The sequence below is a fragment of the Amycolatopsis sp. genome, assembly GCF_036008905.1.
In the GTDB taxonomy this organism is placed as follows: Bacteria; Actinomycetota; Actinomycetes; order Mycobacteriales; family Pseudonocardiaceae; genus Amycolatopsis.
This window is the reverse complement of the sequence record NZ_DASYMU010000090.1, coordinates 1-15906: the sequence shown is the minus strand read 5'-3', so window position 1 is coordinate 15906 and position 15906 is coordinate 1. Positions and strand designations below refer to the sequence as shown.

General features: G+C 67.8%; 18 protein-coding genes. 12 read left to right on the top strand and 6 right to left on the bottom strand.

Annotated elements, in window-relative coordinates; genetic code table 11:
• Positions 1 to 200 precede the first annotated feature (200 nt).
• From ctaD to VGP60_RS17065, 5 genes are read left to right on the top strand one after another with little or no spacing between them, the layout of a single operon-like run.
• Complete coding sequence (gene ctaD / locus VGP60_RS17085) at positions 201 to 1988, top strand: cytochrome c oxidase subunit I (RefSeq protein ID WP_327548999.1); 1788 nt, start codon at positions 201 to 203, stop codon at positions 1986 to 1988.
• 40 nt (positions 1989 to 2028) lie between these two features.
• Positions 2029 to 3258, top strand: coding sequence for a phosphoserine phosphatase SerB (gene serB / locus VGP60_RS17080; protein ID WP_327548998.1), 1230 nt, complete (start codon positions 2029 to 2031; stop codon positions 3256 to 3258).
• The gene (locus tag VGP60_RS17075; protein WP_327548997.1) at positions 3255 to 4025 is read left to right on the top strand and encodes a peptidyl-tRNA hydrolase; all 771 of its coding nucleotides are present in this window, start codon (positions 3255 to 3257) and stop codon (positions 4023 to 4025) included. The genes serB and VGP60_RS17075 overlap by 4 nt, the downstream gene beginning before the upstream one ends.
• Before the next feature lie 30 nt (positions 4026 to 4055).
• On the top strand, positions 4056 to 4751 hold the full coding sequence (locus VGP60_RS17070) for a hypothetical protein (protein ID WP_327548996.1): 696 nt from the start codon (positions 4056 to 4058) through the stop codon (positions 4749 to 4751).
• A 16-nt stretch (positions 4752 to 4767) separates the two neighbouring features.
• Positions 4768 to 5172: an OsmC family protein gene (locus tag VGP60_RS17065; protein ID WP_327548995.1), complete on the top strand. Its 405-nt coding sequence runs from the start codon at positions 4768 to 4770 to the stop codon at positions 5170 to 5172.
• A gap of 14 nt (positions 5173 to 5186) precedes the next feature.
• Here the strand turns inward: VGP60_RS17065 and VGP60_RS17060 are convergent, their stop codons facing one another.
• The 3 genes from VGP60_RS17060 to VGP60_RS17050 form a co-directional block, all read right to left on the bottom strand.
• Positions 5187 to 5573: a hypothetical protein gene (locus tag VGP60_RS17060; protein ID WP_327548994.1), complete on the bottom strand. Its 387-nt coding sequence runs from the start codon at positions 5571 to 5573 to the stop codon at positions 5187 to 5189.
• Between the two features lie 56 nt (positions 5574 to 5629).
• Complete coding sequence (locus VGP60_RS17055) at positions 5630 to 7681, bottom strand: ATP-dependent DNA helicase (RefSeq protein WP_327548993.1); 2052 nt, start codon at positions 7679 to 7681, stop codon at positions 5630 to 5632.
• Positions 7682 to 7782: 101 nt separating this feature from the next.
• Complete coding sequence (locus VGP60_RS17050; RefSeq protein WP_327548992.1) at positions 7783 to 8370, bottom strand: biotin transporter BioY; 588 nt, start codon at positions 8368 to 8370, stop codon at positions 7783 to 7785.
• A gap of 197 nt (positions 8371 to 8567) precedes the next feature.
• On the opposite strand from VGP60_RS17050, the gene VGP60_RS17045 reads away from it, so the two are divergent.
• Positions 8568 to 9230, top strand: coding sequence for a choice-of-anchor P family protein (locus tag VGP60_RS17045; RefSeq protein WP_327548991.1), 663 nt, complete (start codon positions 8568 to 8570; stop codon positions 9228 to 9230).
• A gap of 491 nt (positions 9231 to 9721) precedes the next feature.
• Here the strand turns inward: VGP60_RS17045 and VGP60_RS17040 are convergent, their stop codons facing one another.
• On the bottom strand, positions 9722 to 10306 hold the full coding sequence (locus tag VGP60_RS17040; protein ID WP_327548990.1) for an isochorismatase family protein: 585 nt from the start codon (positions 10304 to 10306) through the stop codon (positions 9722 to 9724).
• A gap of 50 nt (positions 10307 to 10356) precedes the next feature.
• Positions 10357 to 11661: a nicotinate phosphoribosyltransferase gene (locus VGP60_RS17035; protein WP_327548989.1), complete on the bottom strand. Its 1305-nt coding sequence runs from the start codon at positions 11659 to 11661 to the stop codon at positions 10357 to 10359.
• Between the two features lie 75 nt (positions 11662 to 11736).
• Here VGP60_RS17035 and clpS point away from each other — a divergent pair, with 75 nt between their 5' ends.
• From clpS to VGP60_RS17005, 6 genes are read left to right on the top strand one after another with little or no spacing between them, the layout of a single operon-like run.
• Entirely contained in the window at positions 11737 to 12036 is a 300-nt protein-coding gene (gene clpS, locus VGP60_RS17030) for an ATP-dependent Clp protease adapter ClpS (protein ID WP_327548988.1), read from the top strand.
• A complete protein-coding gene (locus VGP60_RS17025; protein ID WP_327548987.1) occupies positions 12033 to 12590 on the top strand; it encodes a DUF2017 domain-containing protein in 558 nt (185 codons plus the stop codon). Before clpS ends, VGP60_RS17025 begins: the two co-directional genes overlap by 4 nt.
• On the top strand, positions 12587 to 13285 hold the full coding sequence (locus VGP60_RS17020; RefSeq protein WP_327548986.1) for a P1 family peptidase: 699 nt from the start codon (positions 12587 to 12589) through the stop codon (positions 13283 to 13285). Before VGP60_RS17025 ends, VGP60_RS17020 begins: the two co-directional genes overlap by 4 nt.
• 45 nt (positions 13286 to 13330) lie before the next feature.
• Positions 13331 to 13738: a M67 family metallopeptidase gene (locus VGP60_RS17015; RefSeq protein ID WP_327548985.1), complete on the top strand. Its 408-nt coding sequence runs from the start codon at positions 13331 to 13333 to the stop codon at positions 13736 to 13738.
• 52 nt (positions 13739 to 13790) lie between these two features.
• Positions 13791 to 14069 carry a MoaD/ThiS family protein gene (locus VGP60_RS17010; RefSeq protein WP_327548984.1) on the top strand — a complete coding sequence of 93 codons (279 nt, stop codon included), beginning with the start codon at positions 13791 to 13793 and terminating at the stop codon, positions 14067 to 14069.
• Positions 14070 to 14071: 2 nt separating this feature from the next.
• Positions 14072 to 15022, top strand: coding sequence for a cysteine synthase (locus VGP60_RS17005; RefSeq protein ID WP_327548983.1), 951 nt, complete (start codon positions 14072 to 14074; stop codon positions 15020 to 15022).
• A gap of 381 nt (positions 15023 to 15403) precedes the next feature.
• Here the strand turns inward: VGP60_RS17005 and VGP60_RS17000 are convergent.
• On the bottom strand, positions 15404 to 15906 hold a 503-nt coding region (locus VGP60_RS17000; RefSeq protein WP_327548982.1), incomplete at its 5' end, for a hypothetical protein.

Genomic DNA, 15906 nt, shown 5'->3' with positions numbered 1-15906 from the left:
GGGAGCCCGTGCCGCTGCGCGACCTCGACGGCGGCGGCCACGGCCGAGTGGGTGTAGCCGCCAGTCATCCCGTGATCTTGCCAGCCGGTGCGCGCGACGCCGGGTAGCGAGAGCTAGGATCCCTCTAGCCGTCAGGCGGGCTCACAATCCACCGGCGGCGGAACCATGACCACCACAAGGTTTGAGTGTTGGAGGCAGGAGTGACGGCCGTAGCCCCCAAGCCGATCGCCACGCGCCCGTATCCCGCGCGGGAGTCGGTGAAGGGTTCGTACCTGCTGCGGTTGTTCCGCACGACGGACCACAAGCAAATCGGCATCATGTATTTGGTCACCTCGTTCGCCTTCTTCATGGTGGGCGGCGCGATGGCCATGCTGATCCGTACGGAGCTCGCGCGTCCGGGTCAGCAGTTCCTCTCGCAGGAGCAGTACAACCAGCTGTTCACGATGCACGGCACGATCATGTTGCTGCTCTACGCGACACCGATCCTGTTCGGCTTCGCGAACTTCATCCTCCCGCTGCAGATCGGCTCGCCGGATGTCGCGTTCCCGAGGTTGAACGCGTTCTCCTACTGGCTGTACCTCTTCGGTGGGCTGATCGTGATCTCCGGGTTCCTGACGCCGGGTGGCGCCGCCGACTTCGGCTGGTTCGCCTACACGCCGCTGTCGGACGCGATCCACTCGCCGGGTGTCGGCGCCGACCTGTGGATCTCCGGACTGGTCGTTTCCGGTCTCGGCACGATCCTCGGTGGCGTCAACATGATCACCACGGTGATCTGCCTGCGCGGACCGGGTATGACGATGTACCGGATGCCGATCTTCACCTGGAACATCCTGGTCACCAGCATCCTGATCCTGCTGGCGTTCCCGATCCTGACCGCCGCGTTGCTCGGGTTGCTAGCGGATAGGCACTTAGGTGCCCATGTCTTTGACCCGGCCAATGGCGGGGTGATCCTCTGGCAACACCTCTTCTGGTTCTTCGGCCATCCCGAGGTCTATATCGTCGCGCTACCGTTCTTCGGGATCGTGTCGGAGATCTTCCCGGTGTTCAGCCGCAAGCCGATCTTCGGTTACAAGGGCCTGGTCTGGGCGACGCTGGCCATCGCCGCGCTGTCGATCGCGGTGTGGGCACACCACATGTACGCGACCGGTTCGGTGCTGCTGCCGTTCTTCTCCTTCATGACGTTCCTGATCGCGGTTCCGACCGGGGTCAAGTTCTTCAACTGGATCGGCACGATGTGGAAGGGTCAGCTCTCCTTCGAGACGCCGATGATCTTCTCGGTCGGCTTCCTGGTGACCTTCCTCTTCGGTGGTCTGACCGGCATCCTGCTGGCCGCGCCGGCGATCGACTTCCACGTGTCGGACAGCTACTTCGTCGTGGCCCACTTCCACTACGTGCTCTACGGCACGATCGTGTTCGCGACCTTCGCCGGGATCTACTTCTGGTTCCCGAAGATCACCGGGCGCATGCTGGACGAGAAGCTCGGCAAGTGGCACTTCTGGACCACGTTCATCGGTTTCCACGGCACGTTCCTCGTCCAGCACTGGCTGGGCAACGAGGGCATGCCGCGCCGGTACGCCGACTACCTGGCGACGGACGGTTTCACCACGCTGAACACGATCTCCACGATCGGTGCGTACATCCTCGGTGCCTCGACGCTGCCGTTCATCTGGAACGTCTTCAAGAGCTACCGGTACGGCGAGATCGTCACGGTCGACGACCCGTGGGGTTACGGAAACTCCCTCGAGTGGGCGACGTCCTGCCCGCCGCCGCGGCACAACTTCACCGAGCTGCCGCGGATCCGGTCCGAGCGTCCGGCGTTCGAACTGCACTATCCGCACATGATCGAGCGGATCCACCGTGAAGGCGAGATCACCTTCACCGGTAAGCCGAAGATCCACGGCGACGGCGACGCGAAAGCTCCTTCCCAGGTGCTGACCGACGCCGCGATGCCGGGCTCGCACGACAAGGACAACGCGAGCGAGCAGTAGCGCGCTCGCGCTGGTTCTGAGCAGACAAGGAACAAAAGAAGTGACGCAAACGCCTGTGCTTATCACGACTACCGGTCCTGATAAGCCAGGCGTTTCGTCTGTCTTGTTCACCGCGCTCACCAAGCACGCCGTCGAGCTGCTCGACGTCGAGCAGGTGGTGATCCGCGGTCAGCTGGTGCTGGGCGTGCTGGTCGGCGTCGGCGATGACCCGGAGGGCCTGCAAGAGGCCGTCGAGCAGGTCATGGCGAGCGTCGGCATGAACGTCGAGGTGCGTATCGGGTCGGCCATCGGCGCCGATCCGTTCGCCCCGGACCGGCGCGGTTCCACCCACGTCCTCGTGGTGCTGGGCCGCCCGTTCACCGCCCGAGCCTTCACCGACGTCGCCCGCCGGATGGCCGCGCTCGGCACGAACATCGACACCATCCGCAGCATCGCCGACTACCCGGTGACCGGCCTCGAGATCTACGTTTCGGTCTCCGAGGACACGCCGGAAGCCGATGCCGCGCTCCGCACGATGCTGGCCGACATCGCTTCGCAGGTCGGGCTGGACATCGCCGTGGAACCGGCGGGGCTGGCCAGGCGGGCGAAGCGGCTTGTGGTCTTCGATGTCGATTCCACGCTGATCCAGGGCGAAGTGATCGAGATGCTCGGCGCGTACGCCGGGGCCGAGCCGCAGATCCGTGAGATCACCGAAGCCGCCATGCGCGGCGAGCTGAACTTCGGTGAGTCACTGGTGCGCCGGGTCGCGCTGCTCGAAGGCCTGCCCGAGTCCGTGCTCGCCGAGGTCGCCGGCTCGCTGGAGCTGACGCCAGGCGCCCGCACCACTGTGCGGACGTTGAAGCGGCTCGGTTTCCGCTGCGGAGTCGTCTCCGGCGGGTTCACCACCATCATCGACCACCTCGTCGACGAGCTCGGGCTGGACTTCTCGGCCGCCAACGAGCTCGAAATCGTCGACGGCAAGCTCACCGGCCGCGTGATCGGCGAGATCGTGGACCGCGAGGGCAAGGCGATCGCCCTGCGCCGGTTCGCGACCGAATACGGCATCCCGCTGGAGCAGTGCGTGGCCGTCGGCGACGGCGCGAACGACATCGACATGCTGGCTGCGGCCGGGATGGGGGTCGCGTTCAACGCCAAGCCCGCGCTCCGGGAGGTCGCGGACACCGCGCTGTCGCATCCGTATCTCGACGCGGTGCTGTTCATGCTGGGCATCACGCGTGCCGAGGTCGAAGCCGCCGATGCGGCGGACGGACTCGAACTGCTCCGCCCGTGAGCGTTCTCGAACCGCTGGCCGCCAGGTACGCGTACTGGCTCGGGCTTCCCGCCGAAGACACCTCGGACACCTCGGACGAGCAGCCGGACTTGGTTCGCGCGATGCCGGTCATCCTGCGCATCGAACGAGCCGAGCCGCCCCGACGTACTCCGCTGCTCGAAGCCGCCGCTGCCGCCGCGCTGGCCGTCTGCCTGGACGAGCGCGCCGAACCCGAAGGCGAGTGGCACGACCAGCTCAAGGCCTGGGTCGACGGCCGGATCCGCAAGGTCGCGCGCCGGGCGCGGGGCACGCATTGGCAAGCCGTGCAGGAGCTTCCCGGCATCACGGTCGAGATCGACGGCGCCGAGGCGCGTGCACTGGTGCCCGGTCTGGTGATCGAGACCCCCAAAGAGGTCGGCAGGCTGCAGATCTCGGGCAGTGAGCTGCCGCCGGACGAGCCGGGTCCCGCACCCGATGGGTTGCCGGTGCTGTTTCTCAACCCCGAGGTCTCCATGACCGTCGGAAAGGCGTCCGCGCAGGTCGGGCACGCCACGATGATCCTCGCTTCACTGCTGGCACCCGACGAGCTGGCCGCCTGGGCCGCGCGTGACTACCGCTGTGCGGTGCGCACGCCGACCATCGCCCGCTGGAAGGCCTTGCATCCGGGGAACGATCCGGCGGGCGCCTGGCAGCGACGTGGGGTCGTGGCCGTGCGCGACGCGGGTTTCACCGAGGTCGATCCGGGCACGGTCACCGTGCTCGCGCAGTGGAACCCTTCGCGCGGGTAAATGGTTCGCCCGAGTCCATAGGCTGGGCAGATGTTCTGGTTGAACGGCGAGGGCTCGTCGATGGCCTTGGGCCGCGATATGGAGTGGGTGGACGATCTCGTCTCACCTGATCCGGTGGTTCGCGCCGAAGCGGTGCTCCGGTTCAAACAGGCGCAGGCCGCGTTTCACGCCGCGCAGCAAGCGGTCTGGGACTTCGGCGATACGAAACCCCGCAAGCGCCCGAAGAAGGATCCAGCTGTCCAGGCGCGTTCGGAACTGAGTGACGCTTGCGGTCGAGAGCTGATGGAGACGTTGTGGCAGGGCTGGTCCTGGGTCGACCTCGGGCCCGAACGGTTCCCGAGCGGCTCCGCGGAGCTGATCCATTACTCGCTGCGCTATCTGGAGTGGGAGGCCCATTTCCCCGCGGAGTGGCACAAGGGTTGGACCACGAAGCAGAGCTTGCTCAAGTACTTGGCGCGTCGCGAAGACCTGACCGAGCAGGCGCGAGCACGCCTGGCGGATCTGGTGGTCACGGTCGTGAGCCGGAGGCAGCACTGCAAGGACGAGGGCTACATCGCGGTGGCTCGCGCCATCGATGACGAGTCGCTTCGGCAGCGCGTCGCGGAGGTGGCGGAGGGACCTGAGCCCGCGCGGGCACGGTTCCTGATCCACCTGCTGGACCATCCCGGCTTGCCTGCGACCACGTGGACGTGGCAACGCTGGGAAGCGGAACAACTCGGCGGCTGAGCCGGTTTCAGCGGTTATGACACTTGAAGTGCAGCGGGACAGTGAACACGAGTTCGTCGGGCGCAACGAGCGTGGCGCCGAGGTCCGGATCGGCCGCAACGGCCAGGCGGGCTCGTTTTCCCCAGCCGAGCTGCTGCAGATAGCCGCTGCGGGGTGCTCCGCGGTGACCGCCGAAGCGCTCATCACCCGGCGCGTCGGCGAGGACTCGAAGTTCCGGGTCGAGGTCTCCGCGGATCGTCGTGAAGGTGCTTCGGAACTCGACGCGGTCTACGTGAACTTCGACGTTCCGCTGGACGGTTTGGACCAGGCGCAACGCGAAGCGCTCGCCGCGGCGGTGGACCGGGCCATCGAGCGGCTCTGCACCGTGAGCCGGACGCTCAAGAAGGGTATTCCCGTCAACGAAACCTTCCCGATCGCGTAACCCGCGCGCCCGGGTCAGTTCTGGGCGTCTTCGGCGCTCCACACGACGTAGATCTCGTCCGCGTCGGTGGTCATGGCCTCGATGAACTTCTCGTGGTCGAAACCGGGGAGCGTCTGGAGGCGCTCGATCAGCGCGTCCGCGGCCGGGTCCGCACTCGGGATCGCGGTGCCCTTGCCGTTCGCGCCCGCGAGCATGAAGAAGACGTCTTCCTTCGACAGGCCTTCGGGAATCACCCTGATGACGACCGCGGTCAGTTCGGCCCAGGTGACGGCTTCTTCGCTGCCGTCGGCGAGCTGTCGCCGAACGCCGATGTCGTCGACACTGACCGACCTCGACTGCGCACTGGGTGACGGTGCGTTCGGGGAAGGGGCGCTCGATGGATGGGGTGAGTCCTGGGACAAGTGCTCTCCTCGGGTCTTTCCGTTCCCTTTACGGTAGCCGGGTACCGATGACCGGCTCAGACGGGGGCGGCCGCGTCCAGTCTGCGCAGGGCGTCCCGCGCGACTTGCGGATCCATTGTCGGCCAGAACGGCGGCAGCGAAGCACGCAGGAAACTGCCGTAGCGGGCCGTCGCGAGGCGTGAGTCGAGGATGGCGACAACACCCCTGTCACTGACCGAGCGGTGCAATCGGCCGGTGCCCTGGGCGAGCAGCAGCGCCGCATGGGTGGCGGCGACGGTGAGGAAACCGTTGCCACCGCGTGCTTCCACCGCGCGTTGCCGCGCCGAGGAGACCGGGTCGTCCGGGCGGGGGAACGGAATCCGGTCCACCAGCACCAGTTGCAGCGACGGGCCCGGTACGTCGACGCCCTGCCACAGCGAAAGCGTGCCGAACAAGCAGGTGCGCGGGTCGTCGGAGAACTTCTGGATCAGCAGCCCGGTGGAATCCTCGCCCTGGCACAGGATCGGGTGCTTGACCCGGTCCCGCAGCTCCTCGGCGGCCTGTTTCGCGGCCCGCATCGACGAGAAGAGCCCCAGCGCGCGTCCGCCCGAGGCTTCGATCAGCTCGGCGATTTCGTCCAATGTGGACGGCGACAGCCCGTCCCGGCCCGGTGCCGGCAGGTGCTTGGCCATGTAGAGGATGCCGTTGCGCTTGTGGTCGAACGGCGAGCCGACGTCGAGGCCGGTCCACTTCGGTTCGTCCTTGTCCTTCGGCGGTTCTTTGTCGGTCGCGGTGCCTTCGGCCTTCACGACTTTCGGTTGTGAGGGCGGCAAACCCCACTGACGCGCGAGCGCGTCGAAGTTCCCGCCGAGGGTGAGCGTCGCCGAGGTCAAGACCGTGGTGTTCAGCCCGAAGACCTTCTCGCGCAGCAGCCCGGCGACACCCAGCGGCGCCACCTTGAGCGCGGGCGGGCGCGGGTTCGACGAGTACTGGTCGCCGGTCAGCCAGACGACGTCGCGCTGGTGGGCCGCGTCGGGGTCGTGGGCCTCCAGCAGGCGGACGGCCGTGTCGTGGATTTCTTCGAGCAGGGTGCGGGCGAGCTTGCGCGCGGTGGCTTCTTCCGGGTCTTCCTTGCGCTCGGAGCCCAGCGCGGAGATGCAGCCATGGGCGGCGTCGCGCAGGGCGGGCAGCGAGCCCTGGAGTGACCGGGGCATCTGGTCCAGGCGCCCGGCCGGGATGTCGTCGAGGATGACGGCCAGTGCGTCACTCGACTCCATCAGCCTGTCGGCGATGTCGGCGTCGATCAGCTTGCCGCTGCGGCGGACGGCGGCCGAGACCATGCCGCTGGTCAGCTCGCCGGTGGCGACCGAGGTGACCCTGTCGACCAGTTCGTGGGCCTCGTCGATGATCACCAGATCGTGTTCCGGAAGCACCTGATAGCCCTGGAGGGCGTCGATCGCGAGCAGCGCGTGGTTGGTGACGACGATGTCCGCACGGCCGGCTTCGGCGCGGGCCTGTTCGGCGAAGCAGTCCGTGCCGATGGGGCAGCGCGAGACGCCGATGCACTCCCTGGCCGTCACCGAGACCTGCCGCCAAGCCTGGTCCGAAACGCCCGGCACCAGCTCGTCGCGGTCGCCCGTTTCGGTGTCCGAAGACCACTCGTGCAGGCGCGTGACCTCTTTGCCCACCCGCGACACCGCGAACGGGTCGGCGAACAGGGCCTGGTCCTCCGGCTCGTCGGGGGCGCCGGCGCCCAAGCGGTTGAGGCACAGGTAGTTGCGGCGGCCCTTGAGGATCGCGTACGTCGGTTCGCGCCCGAGAGGCTTCTTCAGCGACTTCGCGAGCCGGGGGAGGTCCCTGTCGACGAGCTGGCGCTGGAGCGCGATCGTGGCCGTGGAGACCACGACGGTGGCTTCCTTTTCGACGGCGTGCCGGATCGCGGGGACGAGGTACGCCAGCGACTTCCCGGTGCCCGTGCCCGCCTGCACGGCGAGATGCTCGCCGGTGCGGATCGCTTTGCCGACGGCCTCAGCCATGCGGACCTGGCCCTCGCGCTCGGCACCGCCGACCGCCTCGACAGCGTGCGTGAGGAGTTCGTTGACACCGGGGAAGTCAGATCTTGCGGACACAAGGCAAACATTAGCCGTCCGCACCGACGGAACCTTCGGCAATCACCGCGACATGTCCCGTTCGTATCGTGTAGCGCTGCGAACGGGACATGTCGTGCGGATCAGTCCTTGCGGATCTTGTTCACCAGTGCCCAGGCTGTGGGCAGGAGGGCGGAGGCGGCGGCGATCTTGAGCGCGTCGCCGATCAGGAACGGGAACACGCCTTTGTCCAGCGCGGTCGCGAAGTCGAAGGAGGTGGCGGCCATGAGCCACGGCACGCCCACGGCGTAGATCACCAGGTTGCCGAGCACCATCGTGCCCGCCGTCCGCAGCGGGGTGCGGTCACCGCCCCGGCTGGCCAGTGCGCCGACGAGCGCGCCCGCGAGCACGAAACCGGCGATGTAGCCCGCGCTCGCGCCGGTCATGCCGGAGGTGCCGTTCTGGAACCACGGCACGCCCAGCGCCCCGACGAGCAGGTACAGCAGCATCGAGGCGGCGCCGCGCTGCCAGCCGAGCGACGCGCCGACCAGCAGGGCGGCGAAGGTCTGCGCGGTCATCGGCACCGGGCTGCCGGGCACCGGGATCATGATCTGCGCGGCGAGGCCGGTCAGCCCGGCGCCACCGGCGACCAGTGCGATGTCGCGGACGATCGTGCCGGGCACGAGGTCCGCCAGGACGGGACGGCGACCGGCGAGGGACAGCGTTGACACGGGACCTCCAGAAGTTCGTTGTTCACTCAGCGTGCTTCGGAGGCTAACCGCCAGTGTGCCGGTGAAGAGCCAGAAGTCGTGTTCCTCACGGCTTTTCAAGATCGACACGTCCGGGTGATGTCCGGCCGTGGACGTCACGAGCGGACCATGGGCTGCCGATGCCCGAAAGGGGGAACCACGAATGAAGGAGGTCGGATATGCCGAAGGGCAGGAAGATCATCACGGTGGCGACGCTGTGCGCGGGCCTCGTCGCGGTGCCGCTCCCGGCCCAGGCCGCTCCGATCACGGCGACGGCTTCGGGATCGGTGGGGTCCGTCGACGTGACCGCCGACGGCCAGCACGTCCAGGTCGAGAGCATCGCGCCCTGCACCGCGGACGGGCCGGTCCGGGCCGGGACGATGGGCGGGGTCTACGGGAACGCCGGCGTCTTCGGCAACAGCGACACGGCCTGCGCCCGCCAGCCGGACGGCGTCGCGATCGGCCAGTCCAGCGGGCGCCGGTTCAAGACCACGCTGTTGCAGGCGTACGGCGGACCGGTGATCACCGTGCGCACATTCGTGGCGCGGTGCGCGACGACGGGCACGGGCAGCGACGGGTACATCGAGATCGGCGAGGTCACCGGCATGACCGTGCCGGCGAACATCCCGGCCAACTACACGATCACCATCCCCGGCGCAGGCGGGGAAACCCGCCCGATGGCGAAGGTCGTGCTCAACGAACTGATCACGCCCCGCCCACCGGACGGGAGTCTCACCACGAACACCGTGCACATCAAACTTTTCCCGGACGGTGGCCCCGCCGAAGGCGACATCATCCTAGGCACCGCGAAATGCGACCCCTTCGGCCAAAAACGGGACTAGGGCACGCCTCGCGGGTGCCGACCCAGCGTGGCTCGTGAGTGGCAACAAGTGTTCTAACACTCGTAACCACTCACGACCCACCCACAAACCCAGCCACGCGGGTCCTTAGTCCGTAACCCAGTCACCACGACTCACGTCCGCCCAACGGGCGGGAGTCTTCACCGCGCGCGCTTGCCGAAGGCCAGGTTTGCGGGAGCAGGGCGCCCCCTGGCAGATCGCAAGCGACTTGCCCATGCCACGCCCTGGTCACGCAAACCTGATGGCGCGCCTGCCAATAAACACAGGCTTCTAGCCGCACATCTGACCGCAACCACCAGCTTTAAGCCGTCGCCACCCAGCATTACCCCAAAGCGGCGTTGGGGGCACTCAACGCCCCCAACGCCGCTTTGGGGTAATCCCCCGTGGCCTCCAGCGCCAGCGTGCCCAAGCCCGTGGGCCGGGTTCACCGCGGGGCTGGGTTTAGAGCGTGGGGTCACGCGGGTGCGTGCGGTTCAGCTGACTGCCCCCGGCGGCAGCGCGGCGGTGCCCGTGTAGGCGATCCCGGCTTCGCGGAAGTCGCTCAGGGCGTTGTCGACGGTGGCTTGCGAGCCGCCGACGGTGAAGTCGAGCAGGACGTTCACCGAGAAACCGGCCTTGGCGGCGTCCATCGCGGTGGCGTGTACGCAGAAGTCGGTGGCGATGCCGACGACCTCGACCGCGTCGACGTCGTGCGCGCGCAGCCAGTCCACGAGGTCTTCCCCGGCGTCGGTCTTGCCCTCGAAGCCCGAGTAGGCGGCGGTGTAGTGCCCCTTCGAGAACACGGCCTCGATCGGGCTGATGTCGAGCGACGGGTGGAACGACGCCCCGCCGGTGCCCGCGACACAGTGCGGCGGCCAGGATTTGTTGAAGTCCGGGTTATCGCTGAAGTGGTCGCCAGGGTCGATGTGGTAATCCCTGGTCGCGACGATATGTGCGTAGTTGCCGGTGGCCATGTGCTTCGAGATCGCTTCGGCCTTGGCGGCGCCGCCGGGCAAGCCCAGCGATCCACCCTCACAGAAGTCGTTCTGCATGTCGACCACGATCAGCGTGGTGCTCATGGGGGCTCCTCAATCAAACGGCTCGGCTAGACAGCCAGATTAGGCAAAAACTAGACAAAAAGAGTGGGGATGGCGGGGTCGCCGTGCGAGAGTTTGAGGCCCTCCCACGGCAGGCTCACCAGCGCTCGGCGCAGGCGTTGCCGTGCGTCGTCAAGAGTGGGCAGGTCCGCCACGGTTTGTCCACCGCGCATCAGGGGGATTTGCAGCGGCCGATCGTGTTCGCCCGGCTCGGGTGCCTGGCCGTCGGCCTGGTAAATGACCTCTTCGACAGCGGTTCCGGTGCCGCGGTGCCGTCGCAGCGCGGCCTTGTGGCCACCGCGGGATTCCTTGTGGGGGCTGCGCTTCGCCACCGGCCTGCCGTCGACCTCGACGAGCTTGTAGACCATGCCCGCTGTCGGCGCGCCGGAGCCGGTGACCACCGAGGTGCCCACGCCGTACGCGTCGACGGGCTCAGCCCTCAGCGCCGCGATGGCGTGCTCGTCGAGGTCGCCGGAGACGACGATGCGGGTGTCCTTCGCGCCGAGGGCGTCGAGCTGGTCGCGGGCTTTGCGGGCCAGCGGGCCGACGTCGCCGGAGTCGATCCGGATCGCGCCGAGCTCGGGCCCGGCGACGCGGACGGCCGTCTCGATGCCGGCGGTGATGTCGTAGGTGTCGACCAGCAGGGTCGTGTCGGCGCCCATCTTGTCGACCTGCGCGCGGAAGGCCTGCTCTTCGCTGTCGTGCAGCAACATGAAGGCGTGCGCCACGGTGCCGCGGGTCGGGATGCCGTAGCGGCGCCCGGCCTCGAGGTTCGACGTCGTCGCGAAACCGGCGAGATACGCGGCGCGCGCGGCGGCGACGGCGGCGTACTCGTGCGTGCGGCGGCCGCCCATCTCGATGATCGGCCTGCCGTGGGCGGCGCTCGACATCCGGGCCGCGGCCGAGGCGATCGCGCTGTCGTGGTTCAGGATCGACAGCGCCAGCGTCTCCAGCAGCACGGCCTCGGCGAAGCTGCCGCGCACGGTGAGGATCGGCGAGCCCGGGAAGTAGAGCTCACCTTCCTCGTAGCCCTCGATGTCTCCGGAGAAGGAGTACTCGGCGAGCCAGGCGAGCGTCTCGTCGTCCACGACGGCCGTCGACTCGAGCTGGCTGAGCTCGGCGTCGGTGAACTTGAAGTCGGCGATCGCGTCGAGGACCCTGGCCGTGCCCGCGACCACGCCGTAACGGCGCCCGTCGGGCAGCCTCCTGGCGAAGACCTCGAACACACAGGGCCGCTGCGCGGTGCCGTCGGCCAGCGCACTGCCCAGCATGGTCAGCTCGTAGTGGTCGGTGAGCAGCGCGGTGCTGGCGCCTGGACTTGACTCCGGGGAACCCATGACACTCAGCCTATTCACCCACATGGCAGACCCTCCCGGCCCATGCCGTATGGCGCTCGTGACACCATGGAGCGTATGTCCACGCCTGTCTTGGCCGAACAGACGCAGGTCGACCCGCTCGGCGGTGAAGTCGTTGCCGCGGACACACCATGGCGGACGATCGTCTGGAACGATCCGGTCAACTTGATGTCGTACGTGACCTATGTCTTCCAGAAGCTGTTCGGCTACAGCCGTGACCACGCGACGAAGCTGATGCTCGACGTGCACGAAAAGGGCAAGGCCATCGTCACGTCGGGTACCAAGGAAAAAGTGGAAGGCGACGTCGCGAAGTTACACGCGATGGGCCTCTGGGCGACCATGGAGCAGTCCTCGTGAAGAACTGGCGTCGCAAGGGAGCCTCCGTGCTGGCCGGCTTCGAGCAGCAGGAAGCGGCGGTGCTCCGAGGGCTGGTCAGCCAGCTCGAAGACATGCTGCGGGCGCGCGCGGAGGAGACCCCGCAGGACGAGCTCGCGGAACTGACCGGCATGCGCACAGGCTCTTCCGAGTCGCCCGACGACCCGGTGCTCTCGCGGCTGCTACCGGACTTCCACAAGCTGGACCCGGACAATCCGTCGAAGGAAGACCTCGACTCGGCCGCCGCGATGCGCTCGCTGCACGAGCCCGAGTTGCTCGACGCCAAGGTCGGCGTGGCGACGCTCGTCCTCGAGACCCTGCCGCGTGACGGCGGCGACGTGAAACTTTCGATCGAGCAGGCCGACGCCTGGCTCGCCGCGCTCAACGATGTGCGGCTCGCGCTCGGGACGGCGCTCGACGTCAGCGACGACATGCCGGACGAACTGCCCGAGGACGACCCGCGTGCGCCGCATCTCGGCGTCTACCACTGGCTGACCTGGGTGCAGGAAGGCCTGATCCAGGCGCTCACGGAGTGATCACCGACGTCGCCGGGGTGCTGGTCGGCCGGTTCCGTGGCGGGCACGGTGCGAGCACCGTCGTGGTGCTGGTGCCGGACGGCACCAGCTGCGGCGTCGACCAGCGTGGCGGTGCTCCCGGCAGCCGGGAAACGAGCCTGCTCGAACCCGAAAACCTGGTCCAGCGCGTCGACGCTGTGTGCCTGTCGGGCGGCGGCGCGTACGGGCTGGCCGCTGCCGACGGTGTCGTGCGCTGGCTGGCCGAGCGAGGCCGCGGGTTCCCCGTCGGCGCGCAGCCGCACGAAGTCGTGCCGATCGTCCCGACGGCGGTGGTCCCGTCTCCGGGAAAGCCCAGCGCTTCTGACGGCTACAACGCGTGCGAAGCGGCCGGTAGCGGTGAAGGCGTGAGCGAGACCGTCGGCGAGTTCGTGGTCGGTGCGCTCGCGATGGTGCACGCGCCCGAACGGGTGGTCGGCGTGGTCGCGGTCGACGCGGCGTTGTCGAAGGCCGAGTGCCGGCGGCTGGCCGTGTCCGCTCACGACGGCGTCGTGCGAGCTCTTCGGACTCCGCTCGGCGGGACCACGATCTTCGTGGTGGCAACGGGTGCGCGGGCATTGCCGGCGGCCGAGGGACGACGCGGCGACGTCGAACGGGCGATGGCGCTCGACGCGTTGTGCTCGGCGTCGGCGAGGGTGTTCGAGCGCGCGGTCAAGTAAGTCTCAGATCGTGGACGGCGTCTGTCCACCACGTAAGATGTCATCGTGCTTCAGATCCGCCGTGAACTCGTCGACGAGATCGTCGCCCACTCCCGCCGGGACCATCCCGACGAAGCGTGCGGCGTGATCGCCGGACCCGAGGGCTCCGACTCACCGGAGCGTTTCATCCCGATGCTCAACGCGGCCCGGTCGCCGACGTTCTACGAGTTCGACTCGGGCGACCTGCTGCGGCTATATCGCGATATGGACGCGAAGGACGAGGTCCCGGTGGTGATCTACCACTCGCATACCGCGACCGACGCGTACCCGTCGCGTACCGATGTGTCGTACGCCTCCGAGCCGGAAACCCACTACGTGCTGGTGTCCACCAAGGATCCCGACCAGCACCAATTCCGGTCGTACCGCATCGTGGACGGTGTCATCACCGAGGAACCGGTCGAGATCGTGGAATAACGGCGATCGCCCGAACGTCTGCCACCAACAGCAACCAAGCGGAGGAAAAACCATGGCCGTGAACGTCTCCATCCCGACCATCCTGCGGACCCACACCGGCGGCGAGAAGTCCGTCGAGGCCGCCGGCAAGACCGTCCTCGAGGTGATCGACGACGTCGAGTCGCGCCACGCCGGGCTGAAGGCCCGCCTGGTCAAGGAAGAGAAGCTGCACCGCTTCATCAACGTCTACGTCAACGACGAGGACGTGCGCTTCTCCGGTGGGCTCGAGGCCGAGGTCAAGGACGGCGACACGCTGACGATCCTGCCCGCCGTCGCCGGCGGCGCGCGCTAACCATGGCTCGTTACGAGTCGCTGCTCGACACGCTCGGTGGCACCCCGCTCGTCGGGCTGCCCCGGCTGTCGCCGACGCATGACGTCCGCCTGTGGGCCAAGCTCGAGGACCGCAACCCGACCGGCTCGATCAAGGACCGGCCCGCGCTGGCCATGATCGAGGCGGCCGAGCGCGAGGGCAAACTGCGCCGCGGGACGACCATTCTCGAGCCGACGTCGGGCAACACCGGGATCTCGCTGGCCATGGCCGCGAAGCTCAAGGGCTACGGCCTGGTGTGCGTGATGCCGGAGAACACCTCGACCGAGCGCAAGCAGCTGCTGCAGGCGTACGGCGCGAGGATCGTGTTCTCGCCGGCCGCGGGTGGGTCCAACGAAGCCGTGCGGGTCGCCAAGAAGCTGGCCGAGGAAAATCCCGACTGGGTGATGCTCTACCAGTACGGCAACCCCGCGAACGCGCACGCGCACTACTCGGGCACCGGGCCGGAACTGCTGAAGGACCTGCCGACGATCACGCATTTCGTCGGCGGCCTCGGCACCACCGGCACGCTCGTGGGGGTCGGCCGGTACCTGCACGAGCAGAAGCCGGGCGTGCAGGTCATCGCCGCCGAGCCCCGCTACGGCGAACTCGTCTACGGCCTGCGCAACCTCGACGAAGGTTTTGTCCCGGAACTCTACGACCCCAGCGTGCTCACCGGCCGGTTCTCCGTCGGCGCCTACGACGCACTGCGACGAACGCGGGACCTGCTGGAGCACGAAGGCATCTTCGCCGGCATCTCGACGGGAGCCGTCCTGCACGCGGCCCTCTCGGTGGCGGAAAAGGCAGCCGCCAAGGGCGAGCAGGCCGACGTCGCCTTCATCGTCGCCGACGCAGGCTGGAAGTACCTCTCGACCGGCGCCTACGCAGGCTCCCTAGACGAAGCCGCCGCCCTCCTAGACGGCCAACTCTGGGCCTAGCCCGATTGCCCGTGAAGGCCACATTGAGGGACTCAGAGTCCCTCAATGTGGCCTTCACGGCTTTGAACCCAGCTACCACCAGCCCAGCCCACCAAACCCAGCCAGGTGGGTCTTTGGTCCGTAAACCCAGTCACCACGACTTACGGCCGGCCACGGCCGTAAGTCTTCACCGCGCGCGCTCGCCGAAGGCCAGGTTTGCGGGAGCAGGGCGCCCCCGGCACCTGCTTGCCGTGCCCACCCATGCCACGCCCTGGTCACGCAAACCTGATGGCGCGCCTGCCAATAAACACAGGCTTCTAGCCACACCTTTGGAGCAGACCACCAGCTCTGAGCCGCACAAGCCAGAGCCCAACCACCTCCGGCCACACCCTCTGGAACGAGTCAAACGATGGTGGTGGGCCGGTAGCGGGCGATCGCGTCGGGTGAGACGGGATGCTGTGCCTCGCGGATTCGGCGGATCGTCCGGAGGACCTCGTCGCGGTTCTTGGCGGATTTGATCCACGCGGGCAGTCGCGAAACCAGGCTCATCCGGTGTGGCCCGTGGCCGCGTTCACGGATGCCCGCGGCGACGTAGTCCTCGATGAGGTCCAGATGAGGCTCGTTGAAGGCCCACAGCGTGTGGCCATGGCAGTCGGCTTGCAGCCAGAGCGGCAACCGGAAGAACGGGTCGACCGGACCGCCCCACTCGGTGCTTCGGCCGGGCCACTGCGCGGTGTGGCCGCACCCCGGGCAGACCACCCGGCGTGCATCGTGGACTTTCGTGACCACGGCGCGGGCTTCGCAGCGGGGGCACACGACGTGGATGTCCTCCCCGGCCAGATCCCGCAGCTCGATCTTGGGATCCGAGAACCGCTTGTCCATCGTGCCATTGTGCCTCGGGGAAC

What these genes read in the sequence shown, in the direction of transcription:
- clpS (WP_327548988.1), top strand. Translation starts at nt 11,737, where the DNA reads ATGTCCACGCCTGTCTTGGCCGAACAGACGCAGGTCGACCCGCTCGGC.
- VGP60_RS17045 (WP_327548991.1), top strand. Translation starts at nt 8,568, where the DNA reads ATGCCGAAGGGCAGGAAGATCATCACGGTGGCGACGCTGTGCGCGGGC.
- VGP60_RS17010 (WP_327548984.1), top strand. Translation starts at nt 13,791, where the DNA reads ATGGCCGTGAACGTCTCCATCCCGACCATCCTGCGGACCCACACCGGC.
- VGP60_RS17035 (WP_327548989.1), bottom strand. Translation starts at nt 11,661, where the DNA reads ATGGGTTCCCCGGAGTCAAGTCCAGGCGCCAGCACCGCGCTGCTCACC.
- VGP60_RS17005 (WP_327548983.1), top strand. Translation starts at nt 14,072, where the DNA reads ATGGCTCGTTACGAGTCGCTGCTCGACACGCTCGGTGGCACCCCGCTC.
- VGP60_RS17070 (WP_327548996.1), top strand. Translation starts at nt 4,056, where the DNA reads ATGTTCTGGTTGAACGGCGAGGGCTCGTCGATGGCCTTGGGCCGCGAT.
- VGP60_RS17065 (WP_327548995.1), top strand. Translation starts at nt 4,768, where the DNA reads ATGACACTTGAAGTGCAGCGGGACAGTGAACACGAGTTCGTCGGGCGC.
- VGP60_RS17040 (WP_327548990.1), bottom strand. Translation starts at nt 10,306, where the DNA reads ATGAGCACCACGCTGATCGTGGTCGACATGCAGAACGACTTCTGTGAG.